This is a genomic window from Verminephrobacter aporrectodeae subsp. tuberculatae (assembly GCF_026127385.1).
GTDB classification, from domain to species: domain Bacteria; phylum Pseudomonadota; class Gammaproteobacteria; order Burkholderiales; family Burkholderiaceae_C; genus Acidovorax; species Acidovorax aporrectodeae.
Genome location: NZ_QZCX01000001.1, coordinates 1740708 through 1759636, shown reverse-complemented (window position 1 = coordinate 1759636; position 18929 = coordinate 1740708). Strand labels below are relative to the sequence as shown.

Annotated in this window: 20 protein-coding genes and 1 pseudogene; 18 read left to right on the top strand and 3 right to left on the bottom strand. The window is 68.7% G+C overall.

Going from position 1 to position 18929, the window contains the following annotated elements:
* The first annotated feature begins 58 nt into the window (after window positions 1-58).
* The 13 genes and pseudogenes from D5041_RS07525 (at window position 59) to tatC (ending at window position 10200) form a co-directional block, all read left to right on the top strand.
* Window positions 59-1510 (top strand): aminotransferase-like domain-containing protein, encoded by a 1452-nt coding sequence (locus D5041_RS07525; protein WP_265284227.1) that lies wholly within the window; start codon window positions 59-61, stop codon window positions 1508-1510.
* Window positions 1511-1605: 95 nt separating this feature from the next.
* Complete coding sequence (locus tag D5041_RS07520; RefSeq protein ID WP_010101377.1) at window positions 1606-2748, top strand: pyridoxal phosphate-dependent aminotransferase; 1143 nt, start codon at window positions 1606-1608, stop codon at window positions 2746-2748.
* A 97-nt stretch (window positions 2749-2845) separates the two neighbouring features.
* Complete coding sequence (gene hisB / locus D5041_RS07515) at window positions 2846-3448, top strand: imidazoleglycerol-phosphate dehydratase HisB (RefSeq protein ID WP_010101374.1); 603 nt, start codon at window positions 2846-2848, stop codon at window positions 3446-3448.
* A gap of 51 nt (window positions 3449-3499) precedes the next feature.
* Window positions 3500-4153: an imidazole glycerol phosphate synthase subunit HisH gene (hisH, locus tag D5041_RS07510; RefSeq protein WP_265284226.1), complete on the top strand. Its 654-nt coding sequence runs from the start codon at window positions 3500-3502 to the stop codon at window positions 4151-4153.
* 37 nt (window positions 4154-4190) lie between these two features.
* Window positions 4191-4931 (top strand): 1-(5-phosphoribosyl)-5-[(5-phosphoribosylamino)methylideneamino]imidazole-4-carboxamide isomerase, encoded by a 741-nt coding sequence (gene hisA / locus D5041_RS07505; protein WP_010100340.1) that lies wholly within the window; start codon window positions 4191-4193, stop codon window positions 4929-4931.
* 42 nt (window positions 4932-4973) lie between these two features.
* Window positions 4974-5774: an imidazole glycerol phosphate synthase subunit HisF gene (hisF, locus tag D5041_RS07500; protein WP_010100342.1), complete on the top strand. Its 801-nt coding sequence runs from the start codon at window positions 4974-4976 to the stop codon at window positions 5772-5774.
* 68 nt (window positions 5775-5842) lie between these two features.
* Window positions 5843-6655: a bifunctional phosphoribosyl-AMP cyclohydrolase/phosphoribosyl-ATP diphosphatase HisIE gene (gene hisIE, locus D5041_RS07495; RefSeq protein WP_029554033.1), complete on the top strand. Its 813-nt coding sequence runs from the start codon at window positions 5843-5845 to the stop codon at window positions 6653-6655.
* Window positions 6652-7041 (top strand): DUF4870 family protein, encoded by a 390-nt coding sequence (locus tag D5041_RS07490; protein ID WP_265284225.1) that lies wholly within the window; start codon window positions 6652-6654, stop codon window positions 7039-7041. The genes hisIE and D5041_RS07490 overlap by 4 nt, the downstream gene beginning before the upstream one ends.
* On the top strand, window positions 7034-8062 hold the full coding sequence (locus tag D5041_RS07485; protein ID WP_265284224.1) for a patatin-like phospholipase family protein: 1029 nt from the start codon (window positions 7034-7036) through the stop codon (window positions 8060-8062). Before D5041_RS07490 ends, D5041_RS07485 begins: the two co-directional genes overlap by 8 nt.
* Before the next feature lie 30 nt (window positions 8063-8092).
* Window positions 8093-8449: a histidine triad nucleotide-binding protein gene (locus D5041_RS07480; RefSeq protein ID WP_265284223.1), complete on the top strand. Its 357-nt coding sequence runs from the start codon at window positions 8093-8095 to the stop codon at window positions 8447-8449.
* A 54-nt stretch (window positions 8450-8503) separates the two neighbouring features.
* Window positions 8504-8857: pseudogene (gene tatA / locus D5041_RS07470) on the top strand (Sec-independent protein translocase subunit TatA).
* A 28-nt stretch (window positions 8858-8885) separates the two neighbouring features.
* Window positions 8886-9347: a Sec-independent protein translocase protein TatB gene (gene tatB / locus D5041_RS07465; protein ID WP_265284222.1), complete on the top strand. Its 462-nt coding sequence runs from the start codon at window positions 8886-8888 to the stop codon at window positions 9345-9347.
* Between the two features lie 58 nt (window positions 9348-9405).
* Window positions 9406-10200: a twin-arginine translocase subunit TatC gene (tatC, locus tag D5041_RS07460; protein ID WP_010100355.1), complete on the top strand. Its 795-nt coding sequence runs from the start codon at window positions 9406-9408 to the stop codon at window positions 10198-10200.
* Window positions 10201-10203: 3 nt separating this feature from the next.
* On the opposite strand, the gene D5041_RS07455 is transcribed toward tatC, so the two are convergent.
* A complete protein-coding gene (locus D5041_RS07455) occupies window positions 10204-11346 on the bottom strand; it encodes a S1C family serine protease (RefSeq protein ID WP_265284221.1) in 1143 nt (380 codons plus the stop codon).
* A gap of 186 nt (window positions 11347-11532) precedes the next feature.
* On the opposite strand from D5041_RS07455, the gene D5041_RS07450 reads away from it, so the two are divergent.
* The 3 genes from D5041_RS07450 to D5041_RS07440 all read left to right on the top strand — a co-directional run bounded on the left by D5041_RS07450 (window position 11533) and on the right by D5041_RS07440 (window position 12983).
* A complete protein-coding gene (locus D5041_RS07450) occupies window positions 11533-11835 on the top strand; it encodes a ribbon-helix-helix domain-containing protein (protein ID WP_010100359.1) in 303 nt (100 codons plus the stop codon).
* Window positions 11835-12143 (top strand): type II toxin-antitoxin system RelE/ParE family toxin, encoded by a 309-nt coding sequence (locus D5041_RS07445; protein ID WP_010100361.1) that lies wholly within the window; start codon window positions 11835-11837, stop codon window positions 12141-12143. The genes D5041_RS07450 and D5041_RS07445 overlap by 1 nt, the downstream gene beginning before the upstream one ends.
* A 72-nt stretch (window positions 12144-12215) precedes the next feature.
* Window positions 12216-12983, top strand: a complete 768-nt coding sequence (locus D5041_RS07440) for a Nif3-like dinuclear metal center hexameric protein (RefSeq protein WP_040891715.1) — start codon at window positions 12216-12218, stop codon at window positions 12981-12983.
* A gap of 21 nt (window positions 12984-13004) precedes the next feature.
* Here the strand turns inward: D5041_RS07440 and D5041_RS07435 are convergent, their stop codons facing one another.
* Together D5041_RS07435 and D5041_RS07430 are read right to left on the bottom strand one after the other, a co-directional pair.
* Window positions 13005-13754: a LytR/AlgR family response regulator transcription factor gene (locus D5041_RS07435; RefSeq protein ID WP_010100365.1), complete on the bottom strand. Its 750-nt coding sequence runs from the start codon at window positions 13752-13754 to the stop codon at window positions 13005-13007.
* The gene (locus D5041_RS07430; RefSeq protein ID WP_010100367.1) at window positions 13735-14922 is read right to left on the bottom strand and encodes a sensor histidine kinase; all 1188 of its coding nucleotides are present in this window, start codon (window positions 14920-14922) and stop codon (window positions 13735-13737) included. The genes D5041_RS07435 and D5041_RS07430 overlap by 20 nt, the downstream gene beginning before the upstream one ends.
* A 53-nt stretch (window positions 14923-14975) precedes the next feature.
* Here D5041_RS07430 and argH point away from each other — a divergent pair, with 53 nt between their 5' ends.
* Window positions 14976-16466 (top strand): argininosuccinate lyase, encoded by a 1491-nt coding sequence (gene argH, locus D5041_RS07425; RefSeq protein ID WP_265257810.1) that lies wholly within the window; start codon window positions 14976-14978, stop codon window positions 16464-16466.
* A 138-nt stretch (window positions 16467-16604) separates the two neighbouring features.
* Window positions 16605-18890, top strand: coding sequence for a bifunctional diguanylate cyclase/phosphodiesterase (locus D5041_RS07420; RefSeq protein WP_265284220.1), 2286 nt, complete (start codon window positions 16605-16607; stop codon window positions 18888-18890).
* Window positions 18891-18929 lie beyond the last annotated feature (39 nt).

Below are 18929 nucleotides of genomic sequence, written 5' to 3'. Positions count from 1 at the left end.
CTGTACTCGCGCGCTTCTGTACTGCCAGAAAGACGGGTCGCCGGTACAGAATGCGGGCATGCTCCCCGACGATGACGCCCCCGCGCTTTATCTGCAGATTGCCGAACAGCTGGCCCGGCTGATCCGCAACGGCGCCCTGGCACGCGGTGCAAGGCTGCCCTCGGTGCGTGCCCTGGCGCGCCAGCATGGCGTGGCGCAGAGCACCGTCGTGCAGGCCTACCACTGGCTCGAAGATGCGCGGCTCGTGAGCGCGCGCCCACGCTCCGGGTTCTTCGTGACCGCACCGGTGGTCAGCCTTCCCGAGCCCAGCACTCCACGCCCCATGCGCCGCCCGCGCGAGGTCACGGTGGACTACCTGGGTCAGCGCATCCTGGGGCACAAGCAGCCCGAAGAGATCGTCTCCTTCAGCAACGGCACGCCCGGCATCGATTTGCTCGACCCCGACCGTGTGCGCCGCGCCGTCAGCCGCGCCGTCCAGCGCCACCGCAACCTGCTGTGCATCTACCCCTGGCCGTCGGGGCACGAGGACGCGCGCCGCGCGCTGGCGCGCTACGCGGTGAGCCTGGGCTGCGGCCTGGACCCCGAGAACATCGTGCTCACCAGCGGTTGCATGGAGAGCGTCGCGCTGTGCCTGCGCGCAGTGACCCAGCCGGGCGACGTGGTGGCGCTCGAATCGCCCACGCATTTTTCGTTTCTGGAACTGCTGCGCGACCTGCACCTGCGGGCGCTGGAGATTCCCACCCATGCGCGGCATGGCCTGTCGCTCGACGCCCTGCAACTGGCGCTGGACACCCAGCCCGTGAAGGCCACGCTGGTCGTTCCCACGCTGAGCAACCCCCTGGGCAGTTGCATGCCCCAGGCCGGGCGCAAGCGGCTCGCGCAGATGGCGGCGCGCCACGGCATGGCGGTGATCGAGGACGCCATCTACAACGACCTGGTGGAGGTCGACGAGATGCGCCGCAGCGTCAAGTCATACGACAGCACGGGCCATGTGATGCTCTGCGACTCGTTCTCCAAAACCCTGGCGCCAGGCCTGCGCCTGGGCTGGCTGGAGGGCGGCCGCTGGGCCGAGCGGCTGCGCGCAATCAAGGGCTTGCAGGTGGGCGGGCAGTCGGCGGTGCTGGAGCTGGCCCTGGCCGACCTCATCTCCCAGGCCGGCCATGCGGCTGCGATGCGGCAATTGCGCGCCGCCGCGGCCGCGCGGGTGAGCACGGCGCGCCACAGCATCGCCACGCATTTCCCGCAAGGCACGCGCGTCAGCGATCCGCCCGGTGGCCTGCTGCTCTGGCTGGAACTGCCGCGCGCGCTCGACACGGTGCAACTGCACCAAGCCTGCCTCGCCAAGCGCATTCTGATCGCACCGGGCAGCGTGTTCAGCGCCAGCGGGCGTTTTCGCAACTGCCTGCGCATCGGCGTCGGCGACTGGTCGCCGGCGCACTGGGCGGCGCTGCGCACCGTGGGCGAGCTGGCCTGCGGCATGCTGCGCTCACCGCCGCTGCTCGCCGCCTGAGGGGGCGTTCAAGGCTCCGGGCGTATGCCAGAATGCACGGAGCCACTGCGGCCCGAACGACCGGGACGCGCCCACCCCGTCCACCCGCCCGCCCCATGCCCGCCTCCGCCGCTGCCACCCCGAACGCCCCCGCGGCCCTGGACCGCATCCGCCCCGACGTGCGCGCCATGCGCGCGTACCAGGTGCAGCCGGCGGCGGGAATGCTCAAGATGGACGCGATGGAGAATCCGTTTCGCCTGCCCGCGCAGCTGCAGGCCGCGCTGGGCCAGCGGCTGGGCGCGCTCGCGCTGAACCGCTACCCGAACGAGGAACACTTCGCCGCGCTCAAGGCCGCGCTCGCGCGCCACGCCGGCCTGCCCGAGGGCTGCGGCATCGTGCTCGGCAACGGCTCGGACGAGCTCGTCACGCTGATCGCCCTGGCCTGCACCCGGCTTGGCACGGCCGAGCGCGCATGCCTGCTCGCGCCGACGCCCGGCTTCGTGATGTACGCCACGAGCGCGCAGTTGCAGGGGCTGGACTTCGTGGGCGTGCCGCTCACGGCCGACTTCGACCTCGACGTGCCCGCGATGCTCGCCGCTATCGCGCAGCACCGGCCCGCCCTGACCTTCATCGCCTACCCGAACAACCCCACGGCCACGCTGTGGGACGAGGGCGCGGTGCAGCGCATCGTCGACGCCGCCGGCGCGCAGGGCGGCATCGTGGTGTTCGACGAGGCCTACCAGCCCTTTGCCAGCCGCAGCTGGATCGACCGCCTGCGCGCCGAACCCGCGCGCAACGCCCATGTGCTGCTGATGCGCACGCTCAGCAAGTTCGGCCTGGCCGGCGTGCGCCTGGGCTACCTGATCGGCCCGGCAGCGCTCGTCGGCGAAATCGACAAGCTGCGCCCGCCCTACAACGTGAGCGTGCTCAATTGCGAGGCCGCGCTGTTCGCGCTCGAACACGCCCCGGTGTTTGCCGCCCAGGCCGCCGAGCTGCGCGCGCAGCGCGAACTGCTGGTGCATGCGCTGCGCCGCATGCCCGGCGTCGAAAAATGCTGGGACAGCCAGGCCAACATGGTGCTCGTGCGCGTCGCCGATTCCGCCCGGGTCCACGCGGGCATGAAAACCCGCGGTGTCCTGGTGAAAAACGTCTCTACAATGCACCCGCTTCTGACCAACTGCCTGCGCCTGACGGTGGGGCAGGCCGAGGAAAACGCGCAGATGCTCGCCGCACTCGGGGATTGCCTGGTGCCGGGATGAATCCGGAACCGGGCGGGCAGTCTCCCCAAGGCGCTGCCGCGCACAAGTCCATCAAGCTCCAGACCCGGTTCTACCCTCGAATATGCCCGCCGCCCCCATGCCAGACCTTCCCGAGCGCATTGCCGAAGTCAGCCGCAATACCGCCGAAACGCGCATCAGCGTGCGCCTGAACCTCGATGGCACGGGCCAGGCCAGGCTGCACACGGGAATCGGTTTCTTTGACCATATGCTCGAACAGCTTGCGCGCCACGGGCTGATCGACCTGGAGATCAACTGCGCGGGCGACCTGCACATCGACGGCCACCACACGGTGGAAGACGTGGGAATCACGCTGGGCCAGGCACTGGCGCGGGCCGTGGGCGACAAGCGGGGGATCCGCCGCTACGGCCATGCCTACGTGCCGCTCGACGAGGCGCTCTCGCGCGTGGTGGTCGACTTCTCGGGTCGCCCGGGGCTGCAACTGCATGTTCCGTTCACCGCGGGCCGCATCGGCGACTTCGACACCCAGCTTGCCGGCGAATTTTTCCAAGGCTTCGTGAACCACGCGGGCGTCACGCTGCATATCGACAACCTGCGGGGCGTGAACGCGCACCACCAGTGCGAGACCGTGTTCAAGGCCTTTGCCCGTGCGCTGCGTGCGGCGCTCGAGCGCGACCCGCGTTCGGCGGACGCGATTGCATCGACCAAGGGCTGTCTGTAGAGTTTTGAACCAAATCGGTCGGATGCGCTGAATCCACATACCCTGTTTGCCATGAATGCAGGAGCAAAAACCGTCGCCGTGGTGGATTACGGCATGGGCAATCTGCGCTCGGTATCGCAGGCCGTGCGGGCTGCGGCCCAGGGCAGCGGTTGGGGCGTGGTGGTCACGCAGCACCCCGAGGAGGTGCGCGCAGCGCAGCGCATCGTGCTGCCGGGCCAGGGCGCGATGCCCGACTGCATGCACGAGCTGCGCAGCTCGGGGCTGCAGGAATCGGTGCTCGAAGCCGCCGCCGCCAAGCCCCTGTTTGGCGTCTGCGTGGGCATGCAGATGCTGCTCGACCACAGCACCGAGGGCGACACGCCCGGCCTCGGGCTGATCCCCGGCACCGTGCTGCGCTTCGATCTGGCGGGCAGGACGCAGTCCGACGGCAGCCGCTACAAGGTCCCCCAAATGGGCTGGAACCCGGTGCGCCAGACGCCGCACCCCCTGTGGGCGGGCGTTGCCGACCTGAGCTATTTTTACTTCGTGCACAGCTTCTACGCCGCTGTGCAAAACGCAGCGCACGGCGCGGGCCAGGCCGACTACGGCGGCTGGTTCGCCGCGGCCATTGCCCGCGATAATATTTTTGCCACGCAGTTTCACCCGGAAAAAAGTGCGCAGCAGGGCCTGACCCTGTACCGCAACTTCCTGCACTGGAACCCCTGACCCTTCCCCGCCCGCTTCCCCTCCCCCGAACCGACACATGCTGCTCATCCCCGCCATCGATCTCAAGGACGGCCACTGCGTGCGCCTCAGGCAAGGCGACATGGACCAATCGACCACCTTTGGCGAAAACCCCGCCGCCATGGCGCGCCAGTGGCTGGCCGCCGGCGCACGCCGCCTGCATCTGGTGGACCTGAACGGCGCCTTTGCCGGCATGCCGAAGAACTACGGCGCCATCCGCTCCATCGTCCAGGCGGTCGGCGAGGACATTCCGGTGCAGCTCGGCGGCGGCATCCGCGATCTGGACACCATCGAAAAATACATCGACGACGGCCTGCGCTACGTCATCATCGGCACCGCTGCGGTGAAGAACCCCGGCTTTCTCAAGGACGCTTGCAGCGCCTTCGGCGGCCACATCATCGTCGGACTCGACGCGCGCGACGGCAAGGTGGCCACGGACGGCTGGAGCAAGCTCACCGGCCACGAGGTCGTGGACCTGGCCCGGAAGTTCGAGGACTGGGGCGTCGAGTCCATCGTCTACACCGACATCGGCCGCGACGGCATGCTCTCGGGAATCAACATCGACGCCACGGTCCGGCTCGCGCAGGCGCTGAGCATCCCCGTGATCGCCTCGGGCGGCCTGTCGAACATGGCCGACATCGAGCAGCTGTGCGCCGTGGAGGACGAGGGCGTCGAAGGCGTGATCTGCGGCCGCGCGATCTACAGCGGCGATCTGGACTTTGCCGCCGCGCAGGCACGCGCCGACGAGCTCAATGGCTGAGCCCGGGCAGATACTGCGACTGCGACACCCTCCCGACCCGCCATGCTCGCGAAACGCATCATCCCCTGCCTGGACGTGACCGCGGGCCGCGTGGTCAAGGGCGTGAACTTCGTCGCGCTGCGCGACGCAGGCGACCCGGTCGAGATCGCCGCGCGCTACAACGACCAGGGCGCCGACGAACTCACCTTTCTGGACATCACCGCGACCAGCGACGGGCGCGACCTGATCCTGCCCATCATCGAGGCCGTGGCCAGCCAGGTGTTCATTCCCCTGACCGTGGGCGGCGGCGTGCGCACGGTGCAGGACGTGCGCCGCCTGCTCAACGCGGGCGCGGACAAGACCTGCTTCAACTCCGCGGCCATCGCCGACCCGCAGGTGATCGACGCCGCGTCCGCCAAGTACGGCGCGCAGTGCATCGTGCTCGCCATCGACGCCAAGCGCCGCTCGGCAGAGCAGGCGCAGCGCATCGGCGCCGAGGGCCATGCCGTGGGCGCGGGCTGGGACGTATACAGCCACGGCGGGCGCAAGAACACGGGACTCGACGCCCTGGCCTGGGCCCGGGAGATGGCGCGGCGCGGCGCGGGCGAGATCCTGCTGACCAGCATGGACCGCGACGGCACCAAGGCCGGCTTCGACCTGGAACTCACGCGCGCCGTGAGCGACGCCGTGGACGTGCCGGTGATCGCCTCGGGCGGCGTGGGCTGCCTGGAGCATCTGGCCGAGGGCATACAGACCGGCGGCGCCGACGCGGTGCTGGCCGCCAGCATCTTCCATTACGGCGAGTACACGGTGGGCCAGGCGAAGCAGCATCTGGCCGGACGCGGGATTGCAGTGCGGCTGTGATGCCGTGGTGACGTGGTGACGTGGCAGCACCGGGCATGCGCTGCGCCGTGGCACCCAAATCGCCGACAATCGGCCCCATGAACTGGATCGACGAAGTGCAATGGGACACGCAGGGCCTGGTGCCCGCAATCGCGCAGGAGCGGGGCACGGGCGACCTGCTGATGCTCGCGTGGATGAACCGCGAGGCGCTGGAGAAAACGGCGCAACTCGGCCGCGCCGTGTACTTCAGCCGCTCGCGCGGCCGGCTGTGGCACAAGGGCGAGGAGTCGGGCCACGTGCAGACGGTGCACACAATCCGCCTGGACTGCGACCGCGACGTGCTGCTGCTCGAAGTCACGCAGCACGGCCACCGACCCGGCATCGCCTGCCATACGGGACGCCACAGCTGCTTCTTCAGCGTCCTGCAGGACGGCGCCTGGCGGGCGGTCGATCCGGTGCTGAAAGAACCCGAATCCATCTACAGCCAGCGCATGCGTTCGCATGGCTCCCATGACGCCCCCGCACCGGCCCCGCAGGACACGCTGGCGCGCCTGGCGGCCGTGATCGAGAGCCGCAAACCCGACCAGGGCGGCGACCCCGAAAAGAGCTACGTCGCGCGCCTGCTGCACCAGGGCCCGGACGCGTTCCTGAAAAAAATCGGCGAAGAGGCCACCGAAGTAGTCATGGCCGCGAAGGACGTGGAGCATGGCGCCGACAAGTCCCGGGTCGTGCGCGAGACGGCCGATCTGTGGTTTCACTCGATGATCGCGCTGGCGCATTACGGCCTGGCGCCCGCCGACGTGCTCACCGAATTGGAGCGCCGCGCGGGCTGCAGTGGCATCGAGGAAAAGTCCCTGCGCAAGGCGCTTGCGCGCAGCGCCGAGGAGGCCGCTTCCCCATGACCGATATCTTCGACCTGGATCGCCACGAGCAAAAGGCCCAGAACCTGCGGGCCATCGGCTGGCTCAGCTACATCCTGCACCTGATCGTGGCCGTGGGCACGGTCGTTCCCGGCGCGCAGCCGGGGGCGGTGCTGCTGATCATTGCGCTGGTGATCGACCTGGTGAAGAAGGACGACGCCGAGGGCGGCTGGCAGGCGAGCCATTTCTCGTGGCGCATCCGCACGGTGCTCTGGGCGGGGCTGCTGTACATCGTCACGGCGCCGCTGTGGCTGCTGTTCGTCGCGCCGGGATGGATCGCCTGGTGCCTGGTCTCCATCTGGTTCCTCTACCGCATCGTGCGCGGCATGGTGGCGATGCACGCGGGCCGGGCCGTCGTGAATGACTGAATCGGCAAAGGCGCCCATGCGCCTGAACTTGGCATTGCAAGGGGGTGGCTCGCACGGCGCGCTCACCTGGGGCGTTCTGGACGCGCTGCTCGAAGACGGACAGTGGCAGTTCGACGGTGTGAGCGGCACCAGCGCCGGCGCCATGAACGCCGTCGCCCTGGCGCATGGTTTCGCCCAGGCCGCGCAGCAGCACAAGGACCCGCAGGAAGCGCACCAGGCCGGCTGCGCGCTGGCGCGCGAGGCGCTCACACGGCTGTGGGAGGGCGTGGGCACGCTGGGCAGCCTGATGTGGGGGCTGCCCATGTCGGCCACCAACCCGGTCATCGGCATGGTGCGCCAATGGCTCTCGCCCTACCAGACCAACCCGCTGGGAATCAACCCGCTGCGCAGCCTGCTCGAGCACGAGGTGGACTTCGACCTGCTGCGCGGCGCACCCGGGGGGCCCAAGGTATTCGTCTGCGCCACCAAGGTGCGCACCGGGCGCAGCCAGATCTTCTTCGGCCCCCGCCTGAGCGTCGACGCGGTCATGGCGTCCGCCTGCCTGCCGCTGCTGTTCAAGGCCGTGGAGATCGACGGCGAGCATTACTGGGACGGGGGCTACTCGGGCAACCCCGCGCTGCACCCGCTGATCTACCAGACGCAGACCTGCGACATCCTGCTGGTGCAGATCAACCCCATCGCGCACCTGGAACTGCCGCATTCGGGGCCCGAGATCATGGAGCGCATCAGCGAGGTCACCTTCAACGCCAGCCTGCTGGCCGAACTGCGTGCCATCGAATTCGTGCGCCGCCTGCTCGCCGAGGGCAAGCTCGACCCGCAGCGCTACAAGAACGTGCGCATGCACCGCATCGACGGCGGCTCGGTGCTCATGCCGTTTGGCGCCGACAGCAAGATGCGCGCGGACCTGGCCTTTGTGCGCAAGCTGTTTGCGCTGGGCCGCACGGCCGGGCAGGAATGGCTGCAAGCGCACCGCCAGGACGTGGGGGTGCGCCCGAGCATCCGGATCGCAGACAATGCGTAGCGCGAACAGCACCCCCCTGCCCTACCCACCATGCACGATCCAAACTGCCTTTTCTGCAAAATCATCGCCGGCCAGATTCCCTCGAAAAAGGTCTACGAGGACGAGGGGATTTTCGCCTTCCACGACATCCACCCCTGGGCCCCGGTGCATTTTCTGATGCTCCCCAAGCTGCACCTGCCTTCGATGGCGCAGGTCACCATGGAGCACGCGGGCCTGCTCGGGCGCATGCTGGCGCTGGCGCCGCAGCTGGCGCTGGAGCAGGGCTGCAACCCGTACCCCGCGGGCGGCTTTCGCGTGATGGTGAACACGGGGCGTGACGGCGGGCAGGAAGTCCACCACCTGCACATCCACGTCATCGGCGGCCCCCGTCCCTGGCTCAAGGGCTGAATCCGTCGTCACCGCCCCTGGCTAGAATGGGGGCAATTCGTCAAGAGGTATTCCATGGGCTTTTCCATTTGGCACTGGCTGATCCTGCTGCTGATCGTCGCCTTGGTGTTTGGCACCAGGGATCTCGATAATCTGGATTGACCGCAATTCGTCAGGAGATATTCCATGGGCTCTTTTTCCCTCTGGCACTGGCTGATCGTGCTGCTGATCGTCGTCTTGGTGTTTGGCACCAAGAAGCTCAAGAACATGGGCACCGACCTTGGAAGCGCCGTCAAGGGCTTCAAGGACGGCATGAAGGACGGCTCTGCCGAGGCCCCCGCGCCCCCCGCCCCAGGCCAGGTCGCAAACAACCAGACGGCAGATGACAGAAAAACCACCATCGACGTCCAGGCCAAGCAGCCAGACTGAGCGGCCAGCCACACCCTGCGCCTGATCCATGATCGATATCGGCCTGTCCAAGATGGCGCTCATCGGCGCGGTGGCGCTCATCGTCATCGGCCCCGAAAAGCTGCCGCGCGTGGCGCGCACGGTCGGCGCCCTGCTGGGCAAGGCGCAGCGCTACGTGGCCGACGTGAAGGCCGAGGTCAACCGGTCCATGGAGCTCGACGAGCTCAAGAAGATGAAGGACCAGGTGGAAGACAGCGCACGCGACGTGCAGCAATCCCTGCAGGCCGGCGCCAGCGCGTTTGAAAAAGACTGGGCCGATGCCGTCGGCAGCACGGACAGCGCCCCGCAGGAGCAATCTGCCGTGGTGCCGGCGTACAGGCACCCGGGGAAGAACTGGCGCCTCAAGCGTGGGGCCACTCCCCGGTGGTACAAGGCCCGGAACGGCGTGCGCAGCAAGGCCCAGTCCGGTGCGGCCCGCGTGGCACGCCACCGCCCAAAAAAATCCCGCTGACGCAGCGTCCCCCGCGCGCCGCATGGGCGACGAGCCAGCCGCCCGCAAAACCCCCGACATGTCCGAAACCCCACCCCCAGAAGACGAGCTCGCCGGCACCGAGCAGCCGTTCGTGCAGCACCTGATGGAGTTGCGCGACCGCTTGATCAAGGCCCTCGTCGCCATCGCCATCGCGGCGGCGATCCTGTTCTTTCTGCCCGGCCCGGGCGCGCTCTACGACTTTCTCGCCGCGCCCCTGGTGGCGCAGTTGCCCAAGGGGGCCACGCTGATCGCCACCTCGGTGATCTCGCCCTTCATGGTGCCGCTCAAAATCCTGCTGATGTCGGCCCTCATGCTGGCCCTGCCCTTTGTGCTGTGGCAGGTCTGGGCCTTCGTGGCGCCGGGCCTGTATACGCACGAGAAAAGGCTCGTGCTGCCGCTGGTGATCTCCAGCACGCTGCTGTTCTTCGTCGGCGTGGCGTTTTGCTACTACCTGGTGTTCGGCCAGGTGTTCGCCTTCATCCAGAGCTTTGCGCCCAAGAGCATCACGGCCGCGCCCGACATCGAGGCCTACCTGGGTTTCGTGCTGTCGATGTTCCTGGCCTTCGGCTTGGCGTTCGAGGTGCCGATCGCCGTGGTCGTGCTCGCGCGCATGGGCCTCGTGAGCGTGCGCAAGCTGCGCGAATTCCGCGGCTATTTCATCGTCCTCGCCTTTGTGGTCGCGGCCATCGTGACCCCGCCCGACGTGGTCTCGCAGCTGTCCCTGGCCATCCCCATGTGCCTGCTGTACGAGGTCGGCATCTGGGCCGCGCAGCTCTTCATCAAGCACACCCGGGCGCCCGACGCGGACAGCGAGAGCACGGCCTCGTCGTGACGATCAGCGCTTGCGCTGCTGTGGCCGCGGGCGGGCACCGGGCTGGATGCGCAAGTCCACCGACTTGTCCCCGCGCCGCACGTCGAATGCCGATGCGGTCCCGGGCCTGAGCGCCGCCACGGCGCTCAGCAGTTCGGGCACGTTGCGCACGTTCCTGCCGTCCACGCGCACGATCACGTCGCCGGGCCGCATTCCCGCCTGCGCGGCCGGGCCGTCCTGCAGCACACCGGTGATGATCACGCCATCGGTGGCCTTCACGCCAAAGGTCTCGGCCAACTCGGGCGACAGCTCGTTGGGCTCCACGCCAATCCAGCCGCGCGTGACCTGGCCGTCCTTGACGATGCCGTCGAGCACCAGGCGGGCCGTGGACACCGGAATCGCAAAGCCAATGCCCATGCTGCCGCCGGAGCGTGAATAGATGGCGGTGTTCACGCCCATCAGGTTGCCGTTCACGTCCACCAGCGCGCCGCCCGAGTTGCCGGGGTTGATGGCCGCGTCGGTCTGGATGAAGTTCTCGAACGTGTTGATTCCCAACTGGCTGCGACCCAGCGCGCTCACGATGCCGCTGGTCACGGTCTGGCCCACGCCGAAGGGGTTGCCAATGGCCAGCACCCTGTCGCCCACGCTCAGCCCGTCGGAATTGCCCAGAACGATGACCGGCAGCTTGTCGAGTTCGATCTTCAGGATCGCCAGATCGGTGTCCGGGTCGGTCCCGATCACACGGGCACGGGTGCGGCGGCTGTCGGTGAGCGTGACCTCGATCTCGTCAGCGCCCTCGACCACATGGTTGTTCGTGAGGACATAGCCGTCCGGGCTGACGATCACGCCGCTGCCCAGCCCGGCCTGCGCCTGGCTGCCCTGGTCGCCAAAGAAGAACTGATACCAGGGGTCGTTGCTGCGCGGGTGGCGCACCTCCTTGCTGGTATTGATGCTGACCACGGCGGGCGCGGCCTTGCGCGCCGCCGCGCTGAAACTGCCGGCGACCGGCTGCAGCACCGGGGTGGCGGGGGCCTCCAGCAATGCGATCCCCGCGCCGGAGCGCGTCGCCACCCGGCCCAGCCACTCGGGCTGCAGGGTGGCGACGACGAAGTAGGCGGCAACGAATACCGTCACGGCCTGGGAAAACAACAGCCAGATGCGCTTCATGGAATCTTGGTGTACAGGTGGTGGAGATGCAGGAGAGGGTTTTGCCAGTGCGCCGGCCAGGACCGTCTCCCAGGGCGCATTCTCCCTCAATGCGCGGGGAGGCATTCCCGTTCGGGTCCCGGGCAGTGCACGCGGCATGAATCATTGCTACCATCGGCCGCAGGACAGGACAGGAGTGCATGTGCCATGATTACCGTTACCATCCCCCCCGCCGAGAAGCTCAGCATTGCCCTGCCGCCGGAAATCGCCACCCTGGTGCGCCATGCCGTGGAGGCCGGCGAGTATCCATCGAGCAGCGAGCTGATCCGCGACGCGCTGCGCGACTGGAATGACAAGCGCCAGCGCCAGCAAGGCCCGGACGAACTGCGCCAGCTGTGGCAGCAAGCACTCAACGACCCACGCCCCCCGGTGGCCGCCGACGCCGTGCTGGACCGTCTGGAGCACAGGTACCAAGCGATGATCGACGGCGGCGCTGCACTGCGCAGCTGATGCAGCTCGCGTTCTCCGCGTTCGTCGAGGACGACCTGCAGGCCATCGGCGACCATATTGCAGCAGACAACCCGGCGCGCGCGGTTTCCTTCGTGCGCGAAATCCGGACGCAGTGCCACAAGCTCGCCGAATACCCGTTGCGATACCGTCTGCGCCCGGACATCGGACCAGAAGTCCGCCTCGTTCCCATACACCGCTACGTAATCCTGTTTCGCGTCGTCGGCGACACCGTCAGGGTCGAGCGCATCGTGCATGGTGCACGCGACCTGCCCATGCTGCTGCCCGGGCCTGGGAGCGATGACGGCTGATGAGCCAGACGATGAGCACGCTATATGTAGCTCGCATCGGTTCCATGAAAATCCCACTTTTTGTACAAGAGCATGAGCATCCCCCGTTCCCAACTTCTGCAGGCATTTGACAGCCTGCTGCAACCCGGGCGTTTCCAGGACTACGGCCCCAACGGCCTGCAGGTCGAGGGCAGGGCCGGGATCGCGCGCATCGTCAGCGGCGTGAGCGCGAGCCGCGCGCTGATCGAGGCGGCGATTGCCGCGCGCGCGGACGCCCTGTTCGTGCACCACGGCCTGTTCTGGCGCGGGCAAGATGGCCGCGTGACCGGCTGGATGAAGCAGCGGCTGCAACTGCTGCTGGCGCACGACATCAACCTGTTCGCCTACCATCTGCCGCTCGACGCGCACGCCGATCTGGGGAATAACGCGCAGCTCGGCCGCGTGCTCGGCTTGTGCGCCGACGCGCGCTTTGGCGAGCAGGACCTGGGCTTTGCGGCGCCTGCGGCGTTTGCGCATGCCCAGGCCCTTGCGGACCATGTGGCGCAGGCCCTGGGGCGCGCCGTGACGCTGGTCCAGCCGCTGGCCATGGACGGCGTGCCGCCGCGCCCCATCCGCCGTGTGGCCTGGTGCACGGGGGGCGCGCAGGGCTGGTTTGAAGCGGCCATCGCAGCCGGTGCCGACGCCTTCATCACCGGAGAAATCTCGGAACCCCAGGCGCATCTGGCGCGCGAGATGGGCGTGGGCTTCATCGCTGCCGGGCACCACGCGACCGAGCGCTACGGCGCACCCGCGGTGGCGGCGCAGGTGGCCGCGCAGTTCGGGCTATGGCACCAGTTCATCGAGATCGACAACCCGGCGTAGCCAGCCGCCGCCCGGGGGCTTTTACCGGGCCAGTTCCTTGCGCACCGCCGCGACCTGGCGGCGCGAGACGGCGAGCAGTTCGGTCGAACCCTGGAGCCGCACGGCCCAACCTTCCCCTTCCTCGGAGTCGTAGTGCTTTTCGAGGGCGCGCATGGCGCGGCGTGCCACCAGCGCGTTGCGGTGGATGCGCATGAAGCGTGGCGCGAACCGGGCCTCCAATTCGCTCAGCGCGCTGTCCACGATGTAGCTGCGCACGGTGGTGCGCACGGTCACGTACTTTTGCTCGGCCTTGAAATACAGCACCTCGTCCAAGAGCAGGCGCTCGGTGCGGCCCCGGTCCTGAATCAGCAGGGACTCACCGTCGGGCACGCCCGCGGCAGCCGCGGGAGCACCCGCGCCCGCGCTGCGCTGCACCTTGGCCAAGGCCTGCAGCAGGCGCTCGCGGCGCACGGGCTTGGTCAGGTAGTCCAGGGCCTCCAGATCGAACGCACTCACCGCGTGCCGGGCATGCGCCGTCACGAACACCACGGCCGGGGACCGGGGCAGGGCCCTGAGCTGGTGCGCCAGGGCCAGGCCGTCGAGCCCGGGCATGTGGATGTCCAGCAGCACCAGGTCAAAGGCGCTCCCGCCCGTGGGGCCCAGCCGCGCCATCGTTTCGGCGGCGTTCGCGGCCTCGGCCAGCGTTCCGTGCTGCGTCTCGGCGCAGTCGGTCAGCAGGCTGCGCAGGCGGCTGCGCGCCAGGGCCTCGTCGTCAACGATAAGAATGTTCATGGTCGATGGGGGCAGGCTCTGCGGTGGCTGCGGCGCCGCGCGGGGATATGCCCCTTCCCGGGGCCGGGCGCTGGCGGGTTCTTGGGGGATCGGCGGCGGGCAGGGTAATGCGCACTTGGTACAGGCCGTCGCGCACGCTGGCGCTGAACCCGCCCTGCACGTCGTGCAGCAGCGCCAGCCGGGCGCGCACGTTGGCCAGCGCAATGCCATGGCCGGCGCGGCCCTCGCGCGCGCCGTTTCGCTCTTCTCCCGAAGGCAGGGTATTGCTGATGCGCACCACCACCCGGTCGCCGCGCAGTTCGGTCCGCACGCACAGCCGCCCGCCGCGCGGGTCGGGTTCGATGCCATGCTTGACGGCGTTTTCCACCAACGGCTGGAGCAGCAGCGGGGGCAGGCGGGTGCCATCGGCGCGCGGGTCCAACTGCCACTGCACCTGCAGGCGCGCGCCAAAGCGCACCGCCTCGATCGCCAGATAGTGGCGCGCGAGCGTGATTTCTTCAGCCAGGGTGATCGACTCGCCCTGTTCCACGAGCGCGTGGCGGAACAGGTCGCTCAGGTCTTCGAGCAGCGCTTCGGCCCGGGCCGGCTCCTGCCGCACCAGCGCAATCGCGCTGTTCAGGGTGTTGAACAGAAAGTGCGGGCGGATGCGCGACTGCAACTCGACCAGGCGCGCCGTGGTGGCCGCGGGCGTGCGCCCGCGCGCGCGCAGCACCAGCGCCGTCACCAGCAACGCCGCCAGCAGGCTCCCCGCAGCGGCGCTGGCCGACCAGGGGGGCGCGTCCGTCATGCCCACCAGCGCCAGCATGGCGCAGGCGTAGACGCCGGCCAGGGCCCCCAGCAGCACGCCCGCAACGTATTGCTGCGCGGTGCGCAGGCGCTGCAAAACGGTCTTCAGGCTACAGGCGGTGATGAGCCACACCAGGGTCGCGGGCAGCGTGCCGCTCGTCAGCAGCGCCAGGGTCATGCTCCACTCGCCGAGGCTGCGCGATTCGAACAGGGCGCCCACGCCCACCACCAGTTCCACGAACAGCACGGCGCGCAGCACCACGCCGAGCTGGCAGGCGTCGAACACCAGCACCGGCCTCCCCGCGGGCCAGGCGCCGCGCAGGCCGGCTCCGGGCGGGGTCGAATCCGGCTGCGGGGTCGATAAAATCTGGCTGCTTTGCATTGCGGCATCCGGGCGACCCGGGTGTCTGGACACCACCGGATTATTCCCCTCCCATGCCCAAAACCCAAGCCAATACAGACGCCTGCGCAGCGCCCGCGAACCAGCTCGAGACCAAGGCCCGCGCCTGGTCCGCGCTGTTCTCCGAGCCCATGAGCGATCTGGTCAAGCGCTACACCGCCAGCGTGTTCTTCGACCAGCGCCTGTGGCGCGCGGACATCGCGGGCAGCCTGGCGCACGCCGAGATGCTCGCCGCGCAGGGCCTGATCTCGGAGCAGGACCATGCGAGCATCGGGCGCGGCCTGGCGCAGATCGCGTCCGAGATCGAATCCGGCGCGTTTGCCTGGAAGCTCGATCTGGAAGACCTGCACCTGAACATCGAGGCGCGCCTGACGCAGCTGGTGGGCGACGCCGGCAAGCGCCTGCACACCGGGCGCAGCCGCAACGACCAGGTGGCGACCGACCTGCGCCTGTGGTTGCGCGGCGAAATCGACCTGATCGTCGGCCTGCTCGGGGAGCTGCAGCGCGCGCTGCTCGACCTGGCCGAGCAGAACGCCGAGGTGATCCTGCCCGGCTTCACCCACCTGCAGGTGGCGCAGCCCGTGAGCTTTGGCCACCACCTGCTGGCGTACGTGGAGATGTTTGCGCGCGACGCCGAGCGCATGCAGGAGGTGCGCCGGCGCGTGAACATGCTGCCGCTGGGCAGCGCCGCGCTCGCCGGCACCAGCTACCCGCTGGACCGCGAGCGCGTGGCGCGCACGCTGGGCATGGTGGACGCGAGCGGCTTGCCCGCGCTGTGCCGCAACAGCCTGGACGCGGTGAGCGACCGCGACTTCGCCATCGAGTTCAGCGCCGCAGCGAGCCTGTGCATGGTGCACGTGAGCCGATTCTCGGAGGAGCTCGTCCTCTGGATGAGCCAGAACTTCGGCTTCATCCGGATCGCCGACCGCTTCACCACCGGCTCGTCGATCATGCCGCAGAAGAAGAACCCCGACGTGCCCGAACTCGCGCGCGGCAAGACCGGGCGCGTGTTCGGCCACCTGGTGGGGCTCCTGACCCTGATGAAGGGCCAGCCCCTGGCGTACAACAAGGACAACCAGGAGGACAAGGAGCCCCTGTTCGACACGGTGGACACGCTCAAGGACACGCTGCGCATCTTTGCCGAGATGGTCGGCGGCGAGACCGACCCCGCCAGCGGCAGGAAGGAGGGCGCAATCACCGTGAACGCCGCCGCCATGGAGCAGGCCGCGCGCAAGGGCTACGCCACGGCCACCGATCTGGCCGACTACCTGGTGCGCAAGGGTCTGCCCTTTCGCGACGCGCACGAAACCGTTGCCCACGCCGTGCAGGCAGCCGTAGCGCATGCCTGCGACCTGTCGGAACTGCCGCTGAGCGTGCTCCAGGGCTTTCACCCGCAGATCGAAAAAGACGTGTACGAGGTGCTGAGCCTGCGCGGTTCGCTCGCTGCGCGCAACACGCCGGGGGGCACGGCGCCCGCGCAGGTACGCGCCCAGTTGGCCTACCACCGGGCGCGTCTGGCGCAGTGACCGGAGGCTGCGCGTCTTGCCCCAGTGGGGCGCCAACAACAGCCCGCAGGATCCGGCCTCGCGCGGGCCCTTGTCCCGAAACACATTCGCTGCATCACTCTTAGAATTCTTACCAATCGTCGCCGCCATTGCCCTGCCATGCGCCCTTTCCCCCACCGCCTGATCTGGCTGGCGCTGCTGGTCTCCCTGGGGATTGGCGCATTGTTCGCCCATGCAATCTGGACCATCCGCAGCGACAAGTGGGACTACGCACGCCAAACCAATGACAGCCTGGCCCGGACCCTGGGCCATGGGCTGAGCGGGTCGCTGGAGTCGTATGACAAATCGATCGACGGCGTGGCCCGCGAGGTGAGCCGGCCCGACGTCTGGGCCTTGCCGCCCGCGCTGCGCGCGCGCGTGGTGTTCGACCACTCGCCGCACACGCGCGGGGTGAGCGACATTCTGGTGCTCGACGCGCGCGGCGATGCGGTGCTCGACTCGGCGAGCCTCTCTGCGCGCAAGGTCAACTTTGCGGACCGTGAGTTCTTCCTGGCCTTCAAATCGGGCGGGCACAAGGGCTTGTACATCGGCAAGTCCACCCTCTCGCGCCTCTCGGACCAGAACATCCTGCCCATGGCGCGGGCCTACCACCACCCGGACGGCAGCTTTGCCGGGGTGGTTTCCGGCGTCCTGTTTCTGCGCTATCTCGACGAATTGTTTGGCACCCTGAATCTGGGCTCCGACAGCGAAGTCACCCTGTTTCGCCTGGACGGCACCGTGATCGCGCGCTTTCCCCATGAAAACGCGAACCCTGGACACCCCGCCGCAGACCCCGTCATGCTCGCGCATTTTCAGGCGCAGAACAGCGGCAGCTTCGTGGACGCGGCCCCGTCCAACGGCGTGCAGCACCTGCACTCGTTTCTCCGTCTGGGCGATTACCCGCTGGTCCTCGACGTGGCCCAGTCCACGCAAACCATCGCGGCCCGGTGGTACCGCAGCGCCCTGGTCCTGGGCGCCTTCACCGCGCTGCTCATGGCCGGCTGCGTGGGGCTGGCGCTGCTGTTCGTGCGCGAGTTGCGCCTGCGCCAGCAGGTCTCGGCGCGGCTGCACGAGGCCGAGCACGACCTGCGCACCATCTTGAACAACATGCCCTCGATGATCGGCTACTGGGACCATCTGCTGCGCCTGCGCTTCGTCAACCAGGCCTACGTCGCATGGTTCGGCATGCAGCCCGAAAAACTGCGCGGAATGCACGCCAGCGAGTTGCTCGGCGAAGCGCTGTTCGGCCAGGACCGGCCCTTCCTGGAGCGCGCATTGCACGGCGAGCCCCAGCTGTTCGAGCGCACCCTCACCGACGGCCGAGGCCAGACGCGCCACACCCTGGCCTCGTACCTGCCAGACCCCGAACCCGGCAGTGGCCGGATCCGCGGAATCTTCGTGCAGATCACGGACATTTCGGAGCGCAAGCGCATGGAGAACGAGCTGTTCGACGAAAAAGAGCGCATGCGCCTGACGCTGCAATCCATCGGCGACGCCGTGGTGTGCACCGACGCCAAGGGCCACGTGAGCTATCTGAACCCGGTGGCCGAGCGCCTCACCGGATGGTCGTGCGGCGACGCATCGGGGCGCGACGTGGACGCCGTCGTCAGCCTGCGCAGCCCGGACGGCGCGAGGATTCGCCGGCTGCACACGGTGATCGAGGAGCGGACCGACCTGGGCCTGATGCGCGGCGTGGTCGTGCACCGCAAAACGGGGCAGCGCTTCACGGTGGAAGAAACCGCCAGCCCCATCACCGACCGCCAGGGCTGCGTGACCGGCGCCGTCGCCGTGCTGCGCGACGTGACGCAGACGGTCGCCATGTCCGAGCGCATGGCGCACCTGGCCCAGCACGACGCGCTCACCGACCTGCCGAACCGGGTGCTGCTGCAGGACCGGGCGCAATTGGCCATCGCGCAGGCGCGCCGCGACGGCAGGTCGCTGGCCGTGATGTACCTGGACCTCGACGGATTCAAGCAGGTCAACGACAGCCTGGGGCACGCCGTGGGCGACCTGCTGCTGGTGCAGGTCGCGCGGCGCCTGAAGGCTTCCGTGCGCGCGTCGGACACGGTGTGCCGCCAGGGCGGGGACGAGTTCGCGGTGCTGCTCCCGGGGCTCGACGGCGAGGCGCCCGCGTGCGCCGTGGCGCGCAAGATCCTGGCGTCCTGCGAAGGGACCTTCGACCTGGCCGGGCAGCCGCTGCGCATCGGCGTGAGCGGCGGCATCGCGCTGTATCCGCAGCATGGGGACAGCTTCGACACGCTCTCGCGCCATGCGGACAGCGCCATGTACGTCGCCAAGCGCGGCGGGCGCATGCGCTTCATGCTCTACCAGGGGCCGGGCGCCGAACCCCTGTCCGTGCTCGCCGACGCGGCGCCGCCCGCGGCCTCGAACGCAGGCAGTGCATGATCGCGCGCTGCGAGAGCGCAACCCTTTCTGGAGTCTCCC